This window comes from Micromonospora arida, assembly GCF_042873195.1.
In the GTDB taxonomy this organism is placed as follows: Bacteria; Actinomycetota; Actinomycetes; order Mycobacteriales; family Micromonosporaceae; genus Micromonospora; species Micromonospora arida.
Map to the genome: position 1 here is coordinate 1,247,676 of NZ_JBIALC010000001.1, position 19,950 is coordinate 1,267,625.

General features: G+C 71.2%; 16 protein-coding genes. 8 read left to right on the forward strand and 8 right to left on the reverse strand.

Translation table 11 applies throughout. The annotated features are described in order from the left end of the window. Positions 1-3: 3 nt before the first annotated feature. From ACFYP0_RS05755 to ACFYP0_RS05770, 4 genes are all read right to left on the reverse strand, one after another. The gene (locus ACFYP0_RS05755) at positions 4-318 is read right to left on the reverse strand and encodes a chorismate mutase (protein ID WP_386994609.1); all 315 of its coding nucleotides are present in this window, start codon (positions 316-318) and stop codon (positions 4-6) included. 115 nt (positions 319-433) lie between these two features. Next, entirely contained in the window at positions 434-1,024 is a 591-nt protein-coding gene (locus ACFYP0_RS05760) for a TetR/AcrR family transcriptional regulator (protein WP_386994611.1), read from the reverse strand. Further along, a complete protein-coding gene (locus tag ACFYP0_RS05765; protein WP_386994613.1) occupies positions 1,017-1,853 on the reverse strand; it encodes an alpha/beta fold hydrolase in 837 nt (278 codons plus the stop codon). The genes ACFYP0_RS05760 and ACFYP0_RS05765 overlap by 8 nt, the downstream gene beginning before the upstream one ends. A 79-nt stretch (positions 1,854-1,932) precedes the next feature. After that, the gene (locus ACFYP0_RS05770) at positions 1,933-2,724 is read right to left on the reverse strand and encodes a hypothetical protein (RefSeq protein ID WP_356974832.1); all 792 of its coding nucleotides are present in this window, start codon (positions 2,722-2,724) and stop codon (positions 1,933-1,935) included. Positions 2,725-2,828: 104 nt separating this feature from the next. Here ACFYP0_RS05770 and ACFYP0_RS05775 point away from each other — a divergent pair, with 104 nt between their 5' ends. Further along, positions 2,829-3,380, forward strand: a complete 552-nt coding sequence (locus ACFYP0_RS05775) for a class I SAM-dependent methyltransferase (RefSeq protein WP_356975348.1) — start codon at positions 2,829-2,831, stop codon at positions 3,378-3,380. Positions 3,381-3,471: 91 nt separating this feature from the next. Here ACFYP0_RS05775 and wrbA read toward each other — a convergent pair whose 3' ends face one another. Continuing rightward, complete coding sequence (gene wrbA / locus ACFYP0_RS05780) at positions 3,472-4,080, reverse strand: NAD(P)H:quinone oxidoreductase (RefSeq protein WP_356974830.1); 609 nt, start codon at positions 4,078-4,080, stop codon at positions 3,472-3,474. Positions 4,081-4,264: 184 nt separating this feature from the next. Here wrbA and ACFYP0_RS05785 point away from each other — a divergent pair, with 184 nt between their 5' ends. Both ACFYP0_RS05785 and ACFYP0_RS05790 read left to right on the forward strand, forming a co-directional pair. Further along, positions 4,265-7,096 carry an AfsR/SARP family transcriptional regulator gene (locus tag ACFYP0_RS05785; protein ID WP_356974828.1) on the forward strand — a complete coding sequence of 944 codons (2,832 nt, stop codon included), beginning with the start codon at positions 4,265-4,267 and terminating at the stop codon, positions 7,094-7,096. Positions 7,097-7,165: 69 nt separating this feature from the next. Beyond that, a complete protein-coding gene (locus ACFYP0_RS05790; protein ID WP_356974826.1) occupies positions 7,166-8,731 on the forward strand; it encodes an alpha/beta hydrolase in 1,566 nt (521 codons plus the stop codon). A 120-nt stretch (positions 8,732-8,851) separates the two neighbouring features. Here the strand turns inward: ACFYP0_RS05790 and ACFYP0_RS05795 are convergent, their stop codons facing one another. Next, the gene (locus tag ACFYP0_RS05795; RefSeq protein ID WP_112588689.1) at positions 8,852-9,244 is read right to left on the reverse strand and encodes a YybH family protein; all 393 of its coding nucleotides are present in this window, start codon (positions 9,242-9,244) and stop codon (positions 8,852-8,854) included. Positions 9,245-9,469: 225 nt separating this feature from the next. On the opposite strand from ACFYP0_RS05795, the gene ACFYP0_RS05800 reads away from it, so the two are divergent. Beyond that, a complete protein-coding gene (locus ACFYP0_RS05800; RefSeq protein WP_158629592.1) occupies positions 9,470-11,353 on the forward strand; it encodes an alpha/beta hydrolase-fold protein in 1,884 nt (627 codons plus the stop codon). Positions 11,354-11,419: 66 nt separating this feature from the next. Here the strand turns inward: ACFYP0_RS05800 and ACFYP0_RS05805 are convergent, their stop codons facing one another. Beyond that, positions 11,420-12,133 (reverse strand): alpha/beta fold hydrolase, encoded by a 714-nt coding sequence (locus tag ACFYP0_RS05805; protein WP_124857019.1) that lies wholly within the window; start codon positions 12,131-12,133, stop codon positions 11,420-11,422. Positions 12,134-12,243: 110 nt separating this feature from the next. Between ACFYP0_RS05805 and ACFYP0_RS05810 the strand changes: the two genes are divergently transcribed. Next, a complete protein-coding gene (locus ACFYP0_RS05810; RefSeq protein WP_208741114.1) occupies positions 12,244-12,909 on the forward strand; it encodes a DNA alkylation repair protein in 666 nt (221 codons plus the stop codon). Between the two features lie 74 nt (positions 12,910-12,983). Then, positions 12,984-14,222, forward strand: a complete 1,239-nt coding sequence (locus ACFYP0_RS05815; RefSeq protein WP_357007643.1) for an MFS transporter — start codon at positions 12,984-12,986, stop codon at positions 14,220-14,222. Positions 14,223-14,568: 346 nt separating this feature from the next. On the opposite strand, the gene murQ is transcribed toward ACFYP0_RS05815, so the two are convergent. Further along, on the reverse strand, positions 14,569-15,462 hold the full coding sequence (gene murQ / locus ACFYP0_RS05820; RefSeq protein WP_386994618.1) for an N-acetylmuramic acid 6-phosphate etherase: 894 nt from the start codon (positions 15,460-15,462) through the stop codon (positions 14,569-14,571). 377 nt (positions 15,463-15,839) lie between these two features. Here murQ and ACFYP0_RS05825 point away from each other — a divergent pair, with 377 nt between their 5' ends. Continuing rightward, positions 15,840-17,036 carry an anhydro-N-acetylmuramic acid kinase gene (locus ACFYP0_RS05825; protein ID WP_386994620.1) on the forward strand — a complete coding sequence of 399 codons (1,197 nt, stop codon included), beginning with the start codon at positions 15,840-15,842 and terminating at the stop codon, positions 17,034-17,036. Between the two features lie 23 nt (positions 17,037-17,059). Continuing rightward, positions 17,060-19,933 (forward strand): FAD-binding and (Fe-S)-binding domain-containing protein, encoded by a 2,874-nt coding sequence (locus ACFYP0_RS05830; RefSeq protein WP_386994622.1) that lies wholly within the window; start codon positions 17,060-17,062, stop codon positions 19,931-19,933. Positions 19,934-19,950: the final 17 nt, after the last annotated feature.

Here is a 19,950-nt window from a genome sequence, read left to right on the forward strand (position 1 = left end):
CGATCACCGCGTTCTCGGCGCCGACCCGCCGGTGATGCGGTGATGCTCGCCGGTCTCCATGTCGATGAATGCCTGGATCATGCCCCGGTAGATCCGCTCGATCAGATCCGGGTCCGCGCCGGCCTCGCTGGCCAACGTGCGGACCCGGGCTATCACCTGCGCCACCCGGTCCGGCGCACGGACCGCCTGGCCGTCGCTCTTGAGCGGGGCGGCCTGCCGGACCAGGGCCTCCCGCCGGGCGAGCAGGCAGACCAGTTCCCGATCCAGTACGTCGATCCCAGCGCGGATCTCGGTCAACGTCGCCGCAGTCTCTGCCAAGCCGAAATCGTCGCACGAACTCGACGTACTGCGAGCCCTGCCGGACCCAACCACTTGCCACCAGGGGTAGGCACCGCACGGTGAGGCAGCCGGTACGGGTCGAGGCGACCCGGTGTCAGCGGCCGACGTCGCTGCCGTTGGCGGCGCCGGCGCGAAGGCCCTGATCGATGAAGTTGATCAGCCAGGTGAAGCTCTCGTCGACGGACGCGTCGATCTGGAACCCACCGGCCGCCTCCAGGGTGGCGAAGCCGTGCAGGACGCTGCGCAGCGTCCGCATGGCGTGGATCTCCTGGGCGGGATCCAGGCCGTACCCGCTCAGCATTGCCGCCCAGGAGGCGAGCACCCGCTCGCTGGCCGGGATGAACGGGTCGTCCGGGCCGGTCGGGCGGGTGGCGTTGGCGGCCGCGTACCGGCCGGGGTGTTCCCGCACGTACGTCCGCATCGCCTGGGCGCCCGCAGCGAGGGCATTGCTGCCGGACCGGCCCTGAATGGCGTCGCGGATGACATCGCCGGCCTCGGTCATGGCCAGGACGGCGATCCGGTGCGCCAGTTCGGCCTGGCTGGTGACGTGCTTGTAGAGCGAGGGGGTCCTGACCCCGAGCCGTTCGGCGAGCAGACCCATGCTGAGGTTGTCGAAGCCGACCTCGTCGACGAGCGCGGCTGCGGCTTCGGTGACCGTTGCCGGGGTGAGCCGGGCCTTAGGCATTGGTGAGCGTCCGGGCGAGGAAGGGCAGGGCCAGGGCGAGGACCTCGTCGGGCGTCTGGGCGTGCGGGTAGTGGCCCGCGCCCTCGATGACTGCCAGCTCGCCGAGCCCTCGCGGCAGGTCGGCGATGATGCGTTCGCCCTCGGCCCGCGGGTCGGCCCAGTCGGGGTCGGCGCTGCCCTGGATCACCAGGACCGGGCAGGTGACGTTGGACAGTTGCCGACCGGCGTCGGCCGGGGTGGTCTTGGCCATGGCCTGGAGGACCTTCATCCGACCGGGCTCACTCATCTTGGCCTCGATGCGCGCCAGCTCGCTGTGCCAGTCGGCGGGCTTGGTGGGGATGGCCACGTCGAGGTACTTCTTCCAGTTCGCCAGGCTGCCCCGCAGGAGTACCTGCGCCAGTTGGAGGTAGCCGGCCCGGAAGCGCTTCACCCGCACCAATCCGCCGAGGTCGAAGGACTGTGCGCGGGTGAACGGCGCCAGCTCGATGACGCCGGTGATCAGGTCGGGCGCTGTGGCGGCCGCGATGGTCGCGGCACCGCCGCTGATCGACTGGCCGATGAGCACGGCCGGACCGCCCAGGTGGCGCGCGACGGCGACGAGATCACCCGCGATGTCGGTGCGGCTGTAGCCGCCCCAGCCGAGGCTGGAGTCGCCGCAGCCACGGATGTCGACGTTGGCGACCCGGTATCCGGCCGCGGCCAGGGCCGGAGCGACGAACCGGTACGAGTGCCGGCTGTCGCCCATCCCGTGTGCCAGGACGACCAGTGGGCCCTGCCCGGTGACCTCGTAGGCGATGGTGTTGCCGGCAATGTCCAGGTATTCGGTCATGACGCCCCTCCACTGAAGCTAACGTGATTAGCTAAAGGCTAACCGCATTAGCCGCAGAGGGCAAACGCCGGTGTCGCCGCTACTTCCCTCCGCCCAAACCGAGCTGGGGATAGAGAGCGTCGGGGGCGGCGACCGCTCCGGGCGGCCGAGCGACACTGACTGTCGTACCGAAGTCGCTGTAGCGCAGGGACGCGTTCGGCAGCCCGCCGGCCTCCGGCATCAGGAAGCTGACCAGCCGACCCTCGGTGTCCAGCGATGCCCGGAACGCGTGCCTGCGCGCGCTGTCCGGAAAGACGCCACCGGGACCGGGGCGGAAGCTGATCCCGTTACCGGCGGCAATCCGGGTCGCGTCGATCGTCCCGGAGATCTCCGGGCCGTCCGCTCGTGCCGTGACGATCGCGTCGATGAGGCGGCCGGAGCCGCCGGAGTCGTTCTTGCCCGGTGCGAAGCTGAGGGCGAAGTCCGACGGCACCCGGGCTGGGTCGAGGACCATCCATCCGTCGCCGACACCGCGGAACAGACTGGTCTTCATGTAGACCTCGTCGTCGATCATCCGGATCTCGATGGCCCCACCCGGCGCCGCAACCTTGGCGGTCAGACGCTTGTGGACGTTGTCGGTGTGCGACAGCGACGTGACCTGGCTGGCGATGTCGACGTCGCTGCGATAACTCGTCTGATTGACGAACGCCGTCCCCCCACGCAGCAGGCCGATCGCCTCGGCCGTCGTGGTGGCATCGGCATCGGCATCGGCGCTGGCGGCCGAAACCGGGGCGGATTCAGGTTTGGGTTCGCTCTTCGTCGGCGCGCCAACCGAGCAACCCAGCAGGAGCAGGCCCGCAGAAATGCCGGCCAGTGTGGCTCGACGTGTCATGGCCATCACGGTAGGCCGCCTCAGCAAGGTCTGGTGACCCGTATAGTGCCGCGACGCAAACGGACACGGTACGGCAGGCTTACGGGTCGGTCGCGGAGCTCTACATCGAGCTGTTCGGCACGAGCCAGCAGGTGGACGCCGACGACCTCGCCCTCATCGAACGACACCTGGGTGACCTGCCCGGCCGGGTGCTCGATCTGGGGTGCGGGCCTGGCCACCTCACCGGCTACCTTCGTGAGCTGGGCGTCGACGCGATGGGGATCGACCTGGTCCCCGAGTTCATCGCGCATGCGCGGGCGTCCCACCCGGGCGTCGAGTTCCACATCGGTTCGATGGAACGCCTCGACGTGGCGGAGGACTCCATCGACGGCATCCTGGCCTGGTACTCGTTGATTCATCTTCCGCCGCCGGAGTTCGACGGCATGCTCAAGGAGTTCCGGCGGGTGCTGGTCCCGGCCGGGCGGTTGGTCCTGGGCGTCTTCGACGCCGAAGAGGTCGGCGCCTTCGACCACAAGGTCCTGACCGCCTACCGCTGGCCGGTCGACGAGGTCTCCGAACGACTCGGCCGAGCCGGTTTCCGGGAGGTGGAACGTCTCCGGCGGCCCGGCACCGACGAGCATCGGCCGCTTGCCGCCGTCGCGGCGATCGCGGTGTGAGACCGCCGAGGGCCGGCCCCCATCGGGAGACCGGCCCTCGCCCAGCTGAGCACCCGCGTCGACGCGGGCGTGCGTTACGGTGCCAGAGCGCTCAGGCGCTGAGCTTCCCGGCGATCTTGACGACCCGCTCGGCCATGTGGTCAAGGGCAGCGAACTGGGCATCGCCCAGCGGGGCGTCGTTGCTTCCGCCGGTGACGTGCGAGACGCCGTACGGGTTGCCGTCGGCGAACTTCAGCGGGTCGGTGTAGCCCGGGGCGACGACCAGACCGCCGAAGTGGTGGATGGTGTTGTAGAGCGCCAGAAGGGTCGACTCCTGGCCACCGTGCGCGGTCATGGAGGCGGTGAAGCCGGCGTACACCTTGTTGGCGAGCTGGCCCTGCGCCCACTGCGGACCGAGGGTGTCGAGGAACTGCTTGAGCTGGCTGGCGACGTTGCCGTAGCGGGTGGGCGTGCCGAACAGCACAGCGTCCGCCCAGACGACGTCGTCGGCGGTCGCCTTCGGCTCGTTCTTCGTGGCGTCGAAGTGCTGGCTCCAGGCGGAGTTGGAGGCGATGGCCTCGGCCGGGGCGAGCTCCGGAACCTGACGCAGCCGCACCTCGGCGCCCGCCTTCTCGCCGGCCTCGGCGAGGCGCTTGGCCATGGCGTGGAGGGTTCCGGTGGACGAGTAGTAGATGACGGAGAGCTTGGTCATCGGAGGCATCCTTTCCCAAAGTAGTTGCCGCTGATAAATTTGCGGCCGCAACAATCTCGACTGTAGCAGCCACCTCGCCGCACCCCAACGTCCTGACCATGCCCACCTGCGTGACGGAGCACACCAGGAGAGGGGCGCGGGCGCGGCCGTCCAGCCGATGAGGCGGAATGGTTCGGGCCCCTACGATGAGGCGATGGACCCCGCCGGGGCGCCAGCGGCGGCGCGGTACCAACTGCTCGGACCGGTCGAGGTGCGGTCGGCCTGCGGGGAACGGCTGGTCCTCGGCACGCCGATGCAGGTGCGCCTCCTGGCCGTGCTGATGTCACAGCCGGGCACCGGGTGGTCCATCGACCAACTCGTCGACGAGCTGTGGCAGGGGCGCCCACCGAAGACGGCAGCCGGCAACGTGAAGACCTATGTCTGGGCGTTGCGCCGGGCGCTGCGTTCCCCCGGCTTCCCCGACCCCGCCATCCTCGCCGGGCCCACCGGCTACCGCCTCGCCCTGGACGGGCTGACGGTGGACAGCGTGGCCTTCGACGACCTGGCCCAGCGCGGGTATTCCGCGCTGCGGCAGGGTCACTGGTCAGCCGCCCAGGAGTCGTTCGAGGCCGCGTTGGCGCTCTGGCGTGGGGAGCCGTTCGCGGGCCTCCCCGGCTGGGGGGTGTTGCTCTCCGTCCGAGCGCGGCTCCAGGAGCAGCGGTCGAGCCTGGCGGAAGAGGTCGCGGACCTCCAGCTGCGCGCCGGACGGCATCACGAGCTGATCGAACCGCTGCGGAGCCAGATCGACGACGATCCGCTGCGCGAGCGCCCATGGGGGCAACTGATGGTGGCCCTGGCGCGGACCGGCCGGCGTGCCGACGCGCTCGCGACGTACCGGCAGCTCCGTCACCTCCTCGCCGAGGAGGTGGGAGTCGAACCCGGTCCCGATCTCCAACACCTGCACACCCGCATCCTGCGAGCGGAGCGGGAGCTGTTGACATTCGATCAGCGGCCATCGGAAAGAGTCGCGCCGCGAATCGCCCCCCGGCAGCTGCCGGCCCCACCGACGTTGTTCACCGGCCGTGCCGCGGAGCTGGCCCGGCTCACCACGCTGCTGCTCGGTGACTCCCGCTCGGCCAGCACCGTCGTCGTCACCGGTACGGGCGGCGTCGGAAAGAGTTGGCTGGCGCTGCGCTGGGCGCACGACAACCTGCATCACTTCCCCGACGGGCAGCTCCACGTCGACCTGGGTGGATTCGGCACCGCGACGCAGGAGGCGTCCCCCTCGGCCGTCGTCGTACACTCGCTCCTGCCCGCCCTGGGTGTGAAACCCCTGGAAATCCCCACGGAGCCGGCGGCCCAGTTCGCCCTGTACCGCAGCCTGACCGCGGACCGACGGCTGCTCGTACTGCTCGACAACGCCCGCGACGCGGAACAGGTGCGGCCCCTGCTTCCGGGGTCGACCCGCTGCGGCGTGCTCGTGACGAGTCGCCACACCCTGCCCGGCCTGGTCGCCACCGATGGCGCCCATCCCCTCGCGCTGGACCTGCCCAGCGACGACGAAGCGCGCCAACTGCTCGTTCGCCGACTGGGTGCGCAACGGGCCGCCGCCCAGCCGGCAGCGGTGGACGAGCTGATCAGACGTACCGCGCGGTTGCCCCTGGCCCTGTCCATCGTGGCCGCGCGGGCCGCCGCCCGGCCCGCGTTTCCGCTCCAGGCCATCGCCGACGATCTCGCGGCGAGCCGGGGCGGGCTCGCCGCCCTGGCCACCGACGATGCCGCCACCGACGTGCGTACCGTGCTCTCCTGGTCGTACCGACTCCTCAGCACGGACGCGGCCCGACTGTTCCGGCAGATCAGCCTGCACCCCGCCGCCGACGTCGTCAGCGCGGCGGCAGCAGCCAGCCTCGCCGGGGCCACGCCGCACCTGATCCGGCCGGCGCTCGACGAGTTGACCCGGGCGAACCTGCTGGCCGAGCCGTCCCCCAACCGCTTCCGCTGTCACGATCTGCTCCGCGCCTACGGGGAGGAGCTGACGTACGCGCTCGACTGCCCGGCCGACCGTAGCGCCGTCCGCAGGCGCGTGCTCGACCACTACCTGCGTGTCGCCCGTGACGCGGCGAGGCTGGTCGACGCTGGTTGGCAGCCGCTCGATCCGCCGCCCCTGCCGGCCGACGCGTCACCGTCGGCGTTCGCCGACCACCGGGCCGCGCTGGACTGGTTCACCATCGAACAGCGGGTGCTGCTGGCCGCCGTCGACGACGCGGTCGCGCACCGTTCGGACGCCCACGCCGGGCACCTCGCCCAGGCCCTCACTCCCCTGCTCAGCCGGCTCTCGCAGTGGCACGACCTGGCCGCCGTACAGGCCATCGCGGTCACGGTCGCGCAGCGCCGCGGTGATCCACGGGCCGAGGCGCTGGCCCACCGGGACCTCGCGCTGGCCCACATCCAGCACCGCCGGTTCGGTGCGGCCCATCATCACCTCCGGCGCGCGATGGAGCGGTACGACCAGGCCGGCGACCTCCCGGGGCAGGCCAGCGCGCACCTGCACCTCGCCTGGCTCTCCGACATCGAGGGCGACGCCGGGGCGGCACTGCCTCATGCCAGGCAGGCACTGGCGTTGGCCAGCAGCACCGACGACCGGCTCGGCGAGGCGGCCGCGCTCAATGCTCTCGGCTGGAGCCACGCGCGGCTGGACGAGCACGCCCGCGCCATCACCTACTGCGAGCAGGCGCTGGCGCTCTACGAGAAGGTCGAGGACCAGCTCGGCGCGGCCCACACCTGGGACAGTCTCGGATTCGCCTATCACGGCCTCGGGAAGCATCCGACCGCGGCAGACTGCTACCGGCGCGCTCTGGCGCTCTATTCCGACGTCCAGGACCCGTGCGGAAGGGCGGACACACTCGTCCGCCTCGGCGACACCCATCAGGCGGTGGGCGACCACGACACCTCGGTCGACCTGTGGCGACAGGCGTTGGCGATCCTCGACCGGGTTGGTCATCCGCAGGCCACGATGCTGTCCGAGCGGCTTGAGGCGTACCGATGATCGCCCTGCGCCGAGCGTCTGCGGACCGGCATGGATCCGACGTGGACCGGGCGTCGGCAGGCTGGACGAATGTTGACCACGAAGAGAACCACCTTCCGGCATCCCCGCGGGGTCGCCCGTCGACGCCGGCGGCTCCTCGGTAGCCTCTCGGCCGTCGTCGCGGTCCTCGTCGCCCTCTCGCTCAACGCCCCACCGTCGCTCGCGGGCACCACGCCGACGGCCGGTGGCACCGGGCCCGTCGCCACAGACACCGCCGGCGGTTGGAACGGTCGGATCGACTGGCAGGCGTGCCCGGAACAGCCCGACGATCCTGGTACACGGTGCGGCGCCCTGCGCCTGCCGGTCGACTGGGCCCGACCGGGCGGGGAGACCTTCCCGCTGGCCCTGGCCCGGCGACCCGCCACCGATCCGGCCGCCCGCATCGGTGTTCTGGTCTTCAACCCCGGCGGGCCCGGCCTGTCCGGGGTGGACGTGGCGTTGACGGCCGCCAGTCAGCTCGGGCCGGACGTGTTACGCCGCTTCGACATCGTCGGCTTCGACCCCCGGGGCACGGTCCGTAGCGCACGGGTGCGCTGCTCATCGGAGCTGCTGGGCCAGCATCCCTCCCTGACGCCAGCCAACGCGGCGGAGTTCGAGCGACTCCGTACCTACAACCGCCAGTTGCGCGACGACTGCCGCGCCCACAGTGGCCCACTGTTCGACCACCTGGACAGTGTGAGCGTCGCGCGCGATACGGACGCCATCCGGGCCGCGCTCGGTGAGCGACAGCTGAGCTTCTATCAGTGGTCCTACGGCACACTGATCGGGCAGTCCTACGCCGAGCTGTTTCCCGACCGTGTCCGCGCACTGGTCATGGACAGCGTGATGGACCACAGCCAGGGGGTCAGGGAATACTTCCGCAGCGGGGCGGCCAGTAACGAGGCGCTGTTCCACGAGTTCGTGACCTGGTGCGAGCGGAACCCTGGTTGCGCGCTGCACGGACGTGACGTGCCGGCGCTCTACGACCAACTGATGCGCCGCGCCGATGCGGGCACGCTGCTCGACGCGGCCACCGGCACCCCGCTGACCTGGTTCGAGCTTGGGTTCGCGACCTTCGTCAACTTCTTCGACGCGACCTGGGCCGATCTCGCGAACATGCTGCTCGCGCTGGAGCGGGGCGAGCCCGCCTCACTCGCGTCCCCGATGGTGCCGGTCGACGGCGACAAGGCCCTGACCGAGTACGCGTTACCGGCGTTCTGCCAGGACTGGTCGCTGCCGGTCGACGGGTTCGCCGACTGGAACCGGTATCTCGACCTGTCCCGCGCCGCGGCACCGCACCTGCGGGCCTCCCCGTTGGCCGTCCGCTTCGGCGCGATCTGCCTGGGCTGGACGGCGACCAACCCACAACATCAGCTGCGGGTACGGACGAGCGCGCCGCTGCTGGTGCTCAACGGGCGGTACGACCCGGCCACCCCGTACGACGGGGCTCAGCGGGTGGTGCGCCAGCTCGGCAGCCGGGGCCACCTCGTCACCTACGAGGGGTCGGGCCACGCCAGCTACCCACGGACCGAGTGCACCCGTCGTCAGGTGGAGCGGTACCTCATCACCAGAACCACACCGCCGACCGGAGCGAGCTGCCCGGCCGCCCCGGTCTGACGGGTCGACATCGTCACGGTGACGCCCCAGCTCACGGTAGGTAGTGCGACCCACCCCGACGGCGTGTCGGTCAGGTCCCCTACCCGGTGGCTGGGGCGTCGCCACCGCAACCGTTTCAGGTCAGGAGCCGTCGGACGGCTCGGCCGGCTGCTGCCCCGGCCAGAACGGCCACTCCTCGAATGAGCGGCACCGTCCGTCGTCGGCGAACCGCATGACCCACAGGTCGCGGTACTCCTGGTCGACCGGGTCGCCGTAGCGGACCTCCTGGCGCGACACGGCGGTGTCACCCTCGACCGCGACGATCTCCGTGGTCAGCTGGAACACCTCGTCGGGGCCCTTGCGCTGCTTCTCCCACATCCGAGCGATGGCCGGCAGGCCGACGACGGGCGTCCAGTACGGCCCCTGCTGATAGCTCGCGTCCTCGGTGAAGAGCGTAACCAACGCGTCCGTGCCCGGGGTCCGCCAGAGCCGCTCGTAGGTGGCAAGCCAATCCTCGACGTGCTTCCTGTCCATGGCCCTCACCCTGCCATCCGAGCGGCGGTCAGCTGGGAAAACCCGCAGGCCGCGGGTGGCGCACCCGTCGAGGCGCTGGCCGGCCTCGGCCCTGGACACCCTTGACATCGAAAGGGGTATCCAGCCACACTCCCGATGCTAATTCGATTTAGCTGCCATCGAAGCCCTCAACTCCAGCACCGGACCAGACCGCGACGAGCGACCACCACAAAGGAGTCTTCGCGCATGAGGGAAACGACCGGAAGACGCAGGCTCCGGCTTGCGATCTCGATTCTCACGTTCACGGCACTCGGTGCGGGGGCCATCGTCCCCGCGCCGGCTGCCGCCGCCGGCAGGCCCGCGCCCGCGCCGGGTGCGACGGTCAAGGCGGACCGCAAGTCACCGACCGGATACACAGTCACGTTCGTCTACCGCAATCCCCACGCCACCCAGGTCCGGCTCGCCGGGGACCTGACCCTGCTCGACGTCGACACCGGCACCACGCGCTACCAGCCGGAAGAGTGGCAGCCGGGGCGCTACCACGCGGGCGGCACCGAGTTCCTCCGGGACATGACCCGGGACCCGAAGGGGAACTGGTCGGTTTCGGTCCCGCTGCACGCCGGAGGTCTCAGCTACTGGTACCGCGTCTGGGACCCGACCCAGGGCTGGGAGAACAAGCGCATCTGGGACCCCGCCTCGACGAACCCTCGGCCGCCAGGCGAGTCCTCGTTCCGGGTCAGGAACAACGACGTCCTCGATGCCGTCCACGTGCCGTACGCCAAGAAGCAGAACGACCCGGGGCTCAAGGCGCGTGCGGACTACGAGTTGCCGGTGGCCGACCGCGCGAAGCGGGGAACCGTCAAGTACATCCCGTACACCACGATCCTGGGCGACAGCGGCCACTACCTCGGCGTCTACCTGCCGGCCAACTACGACGCCAACCGCGCGGAGCCGTACAAGGTCGCGTACCTCGCCCACGGCATCTTCGGCGACGAGACCGACTTCATGGTCCCCGCGAACGTCCCGAACATCCTGGACAACATGACGGCCAGGGGCGAGATCGAGCCGACGGTGGTCGTCACCATGGGCAACCACTTCACGGGCACCAGCCTCGGCTTCGCGTCCTACAACCAGACCAACGCGGCCAACAACCTGGTCCAGACGATCCTGCCCCTCATCGAGAGCAGCTACAACGTCTCGACCGAGCGCTCCGGGCGGGCCTACGCCGGGTTCTCGTACGGTGGAATGACGGGCGGCGTCGTCATCAGGAACTACCCGACCACCTTCGCGTTCTACGGACACTTCTCCGGCAACCCGTCGCTCACCACCCAGGACTACGACACCATCGCGAACGCGGTCGGGGACGACGACCTCACCGTCTTCCTCGGCAACGGCGTCTTCGAGGGCAACCTCAACGCCCAGAACGCCATCGCGGACAACTTCCGGGCCCGGGGGTACGCCGCCGCGACGACCCAGGTCCCCGGCGCGCACGACGGAATGACGGCCGGGCAGCTGTTCACGATCTTCGCCCGGGACCACCTGTGGTCGGGGGTCGACTCCGTGTCGGTGACGCCCGCGACGGTGAACCTGACGAAGGGCTGGAACTGGAACAGGCAGTTCACCGCTCAGGTGACGACCAACGCAGGCGTGAGCCCAGCGGTGACGTGGTCGGTCCGGGGAGCGACCTCCACCGGCACCACCATCTCCGCGAATGGTCTGCTCTCGGTCGCCGCCACGGAGACCGCGTCGTCGCTCGCCGTCGTGGCGACCTCGGTGGTCGATCCGACCAAGTCACGCTCGGCCCAGGTCACCCTGACGCCTCCGGGCACGGCACGGGTCGCGGTGAAGGCGAAGGCGGCGCCCGCCTCGGTCGTCCGGGGTGACACGTTCACGCTGACCGTCGACGTGCGGGCACAGTCTCCGCACCGGAAGGCTCCGCAGGTGACCGGCGACGTCGCCGTCACCTTCGGCGGTGCCACCCAGGTGGTTCCGCTCCGCGCCGGCGCGGCCGTCGTCACGCTGCCGACCGACGGGCTGCCCGCAGGGGTGCACCCGGTGCACGTCGCCTACTCCGGTGACCCGGTGCACGCTCCCACCGCAGCGGTCCACCAGCAGCTGCGGGTTCGTTAACCAGCCGACCGGGTGGGCCGGCGACCGCTCGTCGTCGGCCCACCGTCAGCTGCCCGCCCCGGACCGTCAGCTCACGCCCCGGACCGCCTCGATGATCGTCTCGGCGACCTCGCCCGGCCGGGCCACCGCCATCGCGTGTGAGCCGCCGACGATCTCGCGCTGCCCCCGGGGGTTGGCCCGCTCGGCCATGAAGCGGTGTACCTCGACGGGAATGTTCTTGTCGGCGTCCCCGAACACGAACCAGCTGGCCAGCGATCGCCAGGCGGGATCGCCGGTGAGCTTGCCGCCCAGGCCCTCTTCGGTGATCGGCCGCTGGGTCCGGGCCATCAGCGCGGCCATGTCGTTCGACGCGTCCGCGCAGAACTGCGCGTGGTACTGGTTTTGGCCGATCGCCACCTCGTTCCCACCGCTCGACACCGGGTACTGCACCAGCGTGTCGGCGAGGGTGCTGCCGGGGAACTTCGCGGACAGCGCCAGCGCCGACTCGCCGGTGTCCGGGGCGAAGGCGTTGACGTACACGAGGGCCCGCACCGAGGTGTCGCCGGCTGCGGCCTGCGTGATCACCATGCCGCCGTACGAGTGGCCGACCAGGATGACCGGGCCGCCGATCCCGCGGACGACATCTCGCACGTACTCGGCGTCGCCCGCGACGCTGCGCAGCGGGTTCGCGACGGCCACCGAGTTGTACGCCGAACCCAGCCGCTCAAGCACACCGTTCCAGCTCGCCGACTCGGCGAACGCGCCGTGCACGAGCACGAGCGTGGGCTGTGGATCAGGCATGATAGGTGCCCCCTCACTCCGTGAAGCTGTTCACCGCGGTCGCACTGGTACGCCTGGATACCCGTTACGCGAGTGTGAAACGTCCGGCCCCGATGTGGCAGGAGGCTGCGATGGATACGACGACGGTGACCGACGTGATGGCCGAGCTGGCCGGGTTGGAGGACCCGAAGGCACGTGAGGTGAACGCCAGGCACGGTGACGATCATGGTGTGAACCTCGGCGCGCTTCGGGCGCTCGCGAAGCGGCTGAAGACGCAGCACGATCTCGCCCGCCAGCTCTGGGCGACTGGTGACGTCTCGGCGCGGCTGCTGGCAATCCTGATCTGCCGTCCCCGGGCGTTCGAGCGGGACGAGGTGGACGTCATGTTGCGCGAGGCGCGCACCCCGAAGGTGCACGACTGGCTGGTGAACTACGTGGTGAAGAAGAGCCCGCACTCCGAAGAGCTGCGGCTGGCCTGGTTCGCCGACCCGGATCCCGTGGTCGCGAGTGCCGGCTGGGCGCTGACCACCGAGCGCGTGACGAAGAAGCCTGAGAGTCTCGACCTCCCGCGACTGCTCGATGTGATCGAGACCGAGATGAAGGACGCGCCGGATCGCCTCCAGTGGGCGATGAACCACTGCCTGGCGCAGATCGGCATCGAGCACGCCGAGCACCGCACCCGGGCGATCGACATCGGCGAACGCCTCGAGGTGCTCAAGGACTACCCCACCTCCCCCGGCTGTACGTCTCCGTTCGCGCCCACCTGGATCAGCGAGATGGTGCGCCGAGCGCGATAGGCAGCGAATGCCGGTCGATCCCGCATCGGCGGGGTCGACGGCGTCTCCCGTGCACCCCTATAGTGAGTTCCATTATGAGACTTACTGCATTCTGGCGGTGGTGGGTCGCCGGCACGACCAGCCAACTCGGCTCGGCGGTCGGCACGCTGGCCCTACCGCTGACCGCGTTGACCGTGCTCCACGCGTCGGCCTTCGAGATGGGTCTGATCACGGCGGCGAGCTATCTGGCGTACCTTCTGATCAGTTTGCCGGCGGGCGTGATCGTGCAGCGCCTGCCGCTGCGCGGCATGCAGGTCGCCCTGGATCTGGTCCGGGCGCTCGCCATCGCGTCGGTCCCGCTGGCCTGGTGGTTCGACATGCTGACGGTGGCCCAACTGATCGCGGTCGCCCTGGTGGTGAGCTTCGCCAACGTGCTGTTCGACGTGGCGAACCAGACCTTCCTGCCGGAGATCGTGCCGGCCGCGCAGTTGCAGGCCCGCAACAGCCTCACCTCCGGCACGCACGCCGCCACTTCGCTGGGCGGGCCATCCCTGGGCGGTCTCGCGGTGCAGTTGCTGGGCGCCGTGCCGACGCTGTTCGTGGACGCCGTCAGCTACCTGCTCTCCGCCACGTTGCTGCGCACCCTGCCGGCCCGGCGGGTGCAGCGACCGGCCGAGCGGCCGCCGATGATCACGATGATCCGCGAGGGCTGGCACTTCGTGATCCGGCACCCGATCATCAGACCGGCCATGTGGGACGCCACCGCGACGAACTTCGTCAACGGCGCCATGCTCGCCCTGTTCCCGTTCTACCTGGTGCGTGAGCTGCACGCACCGCCGCTCATGGTCGGGCTGTTGATCGCCGCCGACGGCCTCGGCGCGCTCATCGGCGCGGCGTTGACGACCCGCTTCACCGATCGGTTCGGCACCGCACGCGGCCTGATCATCGCGGCCTTCGTCGGTGTGGCCGGCGCGCTCATCATCCCGCTGGGCACCGGCACCGCCGCGTTCGTGGCCTTTGCCGTCGGAAACCTCATCTTCGCGAGTTCCAACGTGGTGCTCAGCGTGACCACCCGCACCTACCGGATGCTCGCCAGCCCACCGGAACTGCTCTCCCGGGTGATCGCCACGGTCAAGTTCGTCTCCTGGGGTGCCATCCCGGTCGGCGGCCTGCTCGCCGGCGTCCTGGCCGGGCCACTCGGTGCCCGTACCACCCTGCTGATCTTCGGGGCGCTCACCGTGCTGTCCCCGATCATCTACCTGTCGACGCCGATCCGCCGGCTGCGTGACCTGCCGCTCGACCCCACGCCGACACCCACCGAAGCTCGGGTGTGACCCGGCCGGGCACGCTCCCGGTCTGTCCACATCGCTCAGTCGAGACATCGACGGAGGTGTAGCCCGCGATCGGCCGGGGCAAGCGTCGCGCACCCTGGTATCGCCATCATCGGCGGTGACGGCTCCAGAGAACAGCTCGTCCTCGACCTGCGCAGTGACCCCGCCCCGGTGCTGCTGGTCGACATCACCAGCGGCGGGTGGGAGAACGCCGTCCAGCAGGCCGACGACGTCCGCCAGCTCATCGACCGCGTCGAGGCGGGCGCGTTCGCGTTCGACCTGGGGAACTGACGCCCGACCGGGCTACGAGCACCCTGACCGGATCAGGGCGCCACCGCGAACGTCTGGATCAGGCCGCGACGGCCGCCCGTACGTCGTCGTCGGCGGCGCGCAGCCGGGCGGCGGCCTCCTCGGCGGTGCAGTTCGCCAGCAGCAGCACGATGGCCGTCTTGGCATGCCCGTGCGCCGCCGCGAGCGCCCGCGCGGCCGTGTCGAGGTCGGTGTCGGCGGCTTCGGCGACGATCCGGCGCGCCCGGTCGACGAGCTTCTCGTTCGTGGCGTTCATGTCCACCATCAGATTGCCGTAGACCTTCCCGAGCCGGGCCATCGTGGCGGTCGAGAGCATGTTGCAGACCAGCTTCTCGGCGGTGCCGGCCTTGAGCCGGGTGGAGCCGGTGAGCACCTCGGGGCCGGTGGGCACCTCGATGGCGACGTCGGCGTGCCGGCTGGTCACCGCGTCGGTGTTGCAGGCCACCGAGACGGTCGCCGCGCCGAGCGCGCGGGCGTGATCCAACCCACCGACCACGTACGGGGTACGGCCGCTGGCGGCGAGCCCGACCACCGTGTCGCGGGCGGTCAGGCCGACGGCGTCGAGGTCGGCGACGGCGCGGGTCGGGTCGTCCTCCGCGCCCTCCACGGCGACACCGAAGGCTCGTGCCCCGCCGGCGAGCAGACCGATGACCCGCTCGGGCGTCGTACCGAAGGTGGGTGGGATCTCGACGGCATCGAGCATGCCGATCCGCCCGCTGGTGCCCGCGCCGAGGTAGATCAGCCGTCCGCCCTGACGGAGCGACGCCACGATGACGTCGACGGCGGCGGCGATGTCCGGCACGGCCTGGCGGACGGCGTCAGCGACCGTCTGGTCCTCGTCGTTCATCGCGAGAAGCAACTCAGTGGGAGACATCCGGTCGAGGTCGCCGGTCTTGTCGTTGCGGGTCTCGGTGCCGAGGGTGCTGAGGTCCACGGGGTGCTCGTTCCTCTCGCTGGTGTGCAGTCGCCGGCCAGCGGGGAGAGGTGCTCCGGTTGCCCGGCGGCGGCTCGCCGTCGAGCGCGTCCTCGCGACCCGCCGCCGCGGCCAGGCCGAGGGCGCAGCTGCGAACAATCCCCGTATCAGCAGGCTGAAACCACAGCGTAACCAGCCCGGACGGGCGGTGGCAAAAAGTTTCGCGTTATGGTGGGACCACGTCGCTTATTGACACCCGCTGGTTTGGAGCGAGCCGTGCGTCAACTCGACCAGCCGGTTCCACCCGGCCCCAAAGACTCCGTACGACCATGGACGTACCGACGAGGTCGACGACGACGCGGCGGCGGCGCCCGCCGGCCGGCGTGAAGGAGGACGTGATGCGCGTGATCGGCCTGATGTCCGGAACCTCCTACGACGGCATCGAAGTCGCCGCGGCCGAGTTCGAGCTGAGCGGGGACACCCTGCGGATGCGACCGCTGGGCCGGCTCAGCCACCCGTACTCCGACGAGTTGCGCACGCAGATCGCCGCCGCCCTGCCGCCCGCGGCGACCACCACCGAGGCGATCTGCGTGCTGGACACCGGCATCGGCCAGGCCTTCGCCGAGGCCGGCGTGCGAGCCCTCGCCCAGCTGTGCGACGGCCAGGCCGACCTGGTGGTCTCGCACGGGCAGACCATGCACCACTGGGTCGACGCTGGCACGGTTCGGGGCACCCTCCAGCTGGGTCAGCCGGCCTGGATCGCGGAGGCCACCGGCCTTCCGGTCGTGTCCGACCTGCGCAGCCGCGACGTGGCCGCCGGCGGCCAGGGCGCTCCCCTGGTCGCCCTCTTCGACGCACTGCTGCTGGGTGGCCTGCCCGGCGTCCCGGCCGCGCTGAACCTGGGCGGCATCGCCAACATCACCGTCGTCGCGCCGGACGCGGACCCGCTTGCCTTCGACACCGGTCCGGCGAACGCGCTCATCGACGCCGCCGCGCGCCACTTCAGCGGGGGCACCGAGGAGTACGACCGGGACGGGCGCGGGGCGGCCGCCGGGCAGGTGAATCCGGAGCTGCTGAGGCAGCTGCTCGACGAGCCGTACTACCGGCTGCCCGGCCCGAAGAGCACCGGGAAAGAGCTGTTCCATCTGCCCTACCTGCTCGCCGCCCTCGACGACGCGCCCACACCGGACCCGCGGGACGTGTTGGCCACGCTCACCCGGCTGACGGCGGTCACGGTGGCCGGCGCCTGCCGCGACCACGGCGTAACCCGGCTCGTCGTCTCCGGCGGCGGCGCACACAACCCGACGCTGATGCGCATGATCGCCGAGGAGCTGTCCGGCGTCCAACTGTCCTCCAGCGACGACCTGGGCGTCGCGTCGGACGCCAAGGAGGCGCTGGCCTTCGCGCTGCTGGGCTACCTGACCGTGCACGGGCTGCCGGGCACTCTGCTCTCGGGCACCGGCGCGCGACACGCCTCCGTGCTCGGCAGCATCACCCCCGGCCGGCAGCTGCTGCGGCTGCCGGCTCCGGCCAGCACCGGTCCCCGCCGACTGCTGATCGCCGGCCGTCCCGCCGTGCCGCCGGTGGCCGGCTGACCACGCTCCGGGAGGATCCGCCGATGAGACCCGTCGTACCCGTACCGTCGCCGACCGCGGCCGGCGCTCGCGCCCGCGCGGTCGCCGAGCTGCTGCGTTCGCGCCTCGATGATCCGAGCCGGGCCAGCGCCGAGCTGCCCCGAAGGCTGGCGGCGGCGCACGACGCCTCGCCGTACCTGTTCGAGCCGCAGGCCGTGGTTCGCGCCGCCTCGGCCGCCGAGGTGGGGGCGCTGATGGCCGGCGCCCGGGAGGCCGGCGTGCCGCTGACCCTGCGCGGCGGCGGCACCAGCCTCGCCGGGCAGGCCGGCGGCGCGGGCGTGCTGGTCGACGTGCGCACCGACTGGCGGCACGCCGAGGTCCTCGACGACGGCCGCCGCATCCGGCTCCAGCCGGGCCTGACCATCCGGCAGGCCAACGCCCGGCTGGCCCGCTACCGACGCCGGCTCGGCCCGGACCCGGCCAGCGAGGCCGCCTGCACGGTGGGCGGGATGGTGGCCAACAATTCCAGCGGGATGACCTGCGGCACCACCGACAACGCGTACCGCACCATGGAGTCGCTGCGCTTCGTGCTCCCGTCCGGCACCGTCGTCGACTCCGGCGCCCGCGACGCCGACGACCGGCTGCGGGCCGACGAGCCCGAGCTGCACGCCGGGCTGCTGCGCCTGCGCGATCGGGTGCGATCGACGCCGGGTTCGCGCGCCACCATCGAGCGGCTGTTCGCGATGAAGAACACCATGGGGTACGGGCTGAACTCGCTGCTCGACCACAGCACCCCGGTCGAGATGCTCGCCCACCTGATGATCGGGAGCGAGGGCACGCTCGGCTTCGTGGCCGAGGCAGTCTTCCGTACCGTCGAGATCCACGACCACGCCGCCACCGGCCTGCTGATCCTGCCCGGTCTCACCGACGCCACCGACGCGCTGCCGGCTCTGCTCGCCGCCGGCGCCCGTACCGCCGAGCTGCTCGACGCGGCCGCGCTGCGGGTCAGCCAGCGCGACCTGGGTGCGAGCCCGGCCCTGCGCGGGTTGACGGTCACCGGCCACGCCGCGCTGCTGGTGGAGTTCGCCGAGGACAGCGCGGAGCAGTTGGCCGCGACGCTGGCCGACGCCCGGCCCGTACTCGACCGGCTGCGGGCCGTCACCGGCACCGAGCTGACCCGCGACCCGCGCGAACGGGCCAACCTCTGGCGCCTGCGCAAGGGCCTCTACACCGCCGTCGCCGGGGCCCGCCCGCCCGGCACCACGGCCCTGCTGGAGGACGTCGCGGTGCCGATGCCACGCCTGACCGGCACCTGCGACGGGCTGATCCGTCTGTTCGATCGGCACGGCTACCCGGACGCGGTGATCTTCGGACACGCCCGGGACGGCAACCTGCACTTCATGCTCACCCAGTCCTTCGACACCCCGGCCGAGATCGACCGCTACGCCCGGTTCACCGACGACATGGTCGACCTGGTGCTCGCCGAGGGCGGGACACTCAAGGCGGAGCACGGCACCGGTCGGGCCATGGCACCCTTCGTCCGCCGGCAGTACGGCGACGAGCTGTACGACGTGATGCGCGAACTCAAGCGGTTGTGCGACCCGAGCGGCCTGCTCAACCCCGGTGTGCTGCTCAACGACGACCCGACAGTGCACCTGCGGCAGCTCAAGGCCGTCCCGACGGTCGACCCCGAGCTGGACGCCTGCGTCGAGTGTGGCTACTGCGAGCCGGTCTGCCCCACCGCCGACGTCACCACCACGCCCCGGCAGCGCATCGTCCTGCAACGGCAGATCGCCCTCGCCACCGCTGCCGGCGACGAGGAGCGCCGCCGGGAGCTGACCGCCGACTACGAGTACGCAGCGGTGGACAGCTGCGCCGCGGACAGCCTCTGCGTCACCGCCTGCCCGGTCGGCATCGACACCGGGGCGGCGATGAAACGGCTGCGCGCCGAGCGGCACACCCCTCGCGCCCAGCGCACCGCCCGCACTGCCGCGCGACACTGGAAGGCCGCCGTGACGGGCGTCCGGGTCGGACTGACCGCCGCGCACGCCGTACCGGCACCGGTGACCCGCGCCGCCACCAGGGCGATCCGTGGGCTCGGCACCACCGAGCTCGTGCCGCTGTGGAGCGACGACATGCCGCGCGCTGGTGCGCCCCGACCCACCCCCCGCAGCGCGCCGGACGCCCAGGCGGTGTTCTTCGCGGCCTGCGTCGGCAGTCTCTTCGCACCCGAGGACGGCTCGTCCGGCGGTTCGGCAGCGGCGTTCCTGCGCCTCTGCGAACTGGCGGGGGTGCCGCTCGTCGTACCGACCGGCACAGCGGGTCTGTGCTGCGGAACCCCGTGGCAGTCCAAGGGCTACCCCGCCGGTCACCGGGAGATGGCCGAGCGGACCCTGGCCGCGCTCTGGGCGGCCAGCGACGAGGGTCGCCTGCCCGTCGTGTGCGACGCATCATCGTGCACGCACGGCCTGACGCAGCTGACCTCCGCGCTGGCCGAGGAGGACCGGGCACGGTACGGCGCGCTGCGCTTCGTCGACAGCGTGACCTTCACCGCCGAGCATCTCCTGCCGGCGCTGCCGCAGCCCCGGCGACTCGGCTCGCTGGCCCTGCATCCCACCTGCTCCACTGTGCACCTCGGCGGCATCGACGACCTGCGCGCGGTGGCCGGGGCCGTCGCCGACACCGTCACGGTGCCGGACAGCTGGGGGTGCTGCGCCTTCGCCGGTGACCGAGGGCTGCTGCACCCCGAGGTCACCGCCGGCGCCACCGCGGCGCAGGCCGCCGAGATCAATGAGCGCGACCACGACGCGTACGCCTCCTGCAACCGCACCTGCGAGATGGGCATGAGTCGGGCCACCGGCCAGCCGTACCGGCACGTGCTCGAGGTGCTCGTCGAGGCGGTCGAGCCGCCGGCGTAGCCGGTGCCGTACCCGTG

What these genes read in the sequence shown, in the direction of transcription:
- ACFYP0_RS05790 (WP_356974826.1), top strand. Translation starts at nt 7,166, where the DNA reads ATGTTGACCACGAAGAGAACCACCTTCCGGCATCCCCGCGGGGTCGCC.
- ACFYP0_RS05770 (WP_356974832.1), bottom strand. Translation starts at nt 2,724, where the DNA reads ATGACACGTCGAGCCACACTGGCCGGCATTTCTGCGGGCCTGCTCCTG.
- ACFYP0_RS05815 (WP_357007643.1), top strand. Translation starts at nt 12,984, where the DNA reads ATGAGACTTACTGCATTCTGGCGGTGGTGGGTCGCCGGCACGACCAGC.
- ACFYP0_RS05800 (WP_158629592.1), top strand. Translation starts at nt 9,470, where the DNA reads ATGAGGGAAACGACCGGAAGACGCAGGCTCCGGCTTGCGATCTCGATT.
- ACFYP0_RS05830 (WP_386994622.1), top strand. Translation starts at nt 17,060, where the DNA reads ATGAGACCCGTCGTACCCGTACCGTCGCCGACCGCGGCCGGCGCTCGC.
- ACFYP0_RS05795 (WP_112588689.1), bottom strand. Translation starts at nt 9,244, where the DNA reads ATGGACAGGAAGCACGTCGAGGATTGGCTTGCCACCTACGAGCGGCTC.
- ACFYP0_RS05785 (WP_356974828.1), top strand. Translation starts at nt 4,265, where the DNA reads ATGGACCCCGCCGGGGCGCCAGCGGCGGCGCGGTACCAACTGCTCGGA.
- ACFYP0_RS05810 (WP_208741114.1), top strand. Translation starts at nt 12,244, where the DNA reads ATGGATACGACGACGGTGACCGACGTGATGGCCGAGCTGGCCGGGTTG.
- ACFYP0_RS05765 (WP_386994613.1), bottom strand. Translation starts at nt 1,853, where the DNA reads ATGACCGAATACCTGGACATTGCCGGCAACACCATCGCCTACGAGGTC.
- ACFYP0_RS05825 (WP_386994620.1), top strand. Translation starts at nt 15,840, where the DNA reads ATGCGCGTGATCGGCCTGATGTCCGGAACCTCCTACGACGGCATCGAA.
- ACFYP0_RS05760 (WP_386994611.1), bottom strand. Translation starts at nt 1,024, where the DNA reads ATGCCTAAGGCCCGGCTCACCCCGGCAACGGTCACCGAAGCCGCAGCC.
- wrbA (WP_356974830.1), bottom strand. Translation starts at nt 4,080, where the DNA reads ATGCCTCCGATGACCAAGCTCTCCGTCATCTACTACTCGTCCACCGGA.
- ACFYP0_RS05805 (WP_124857019.1), bottom strand. Translation starts at nt 12,133, where the DNA reads ATGCCTGATCCACAGCCCACGCTCGTGCTCGTGCACGGCGCGTTCGCC.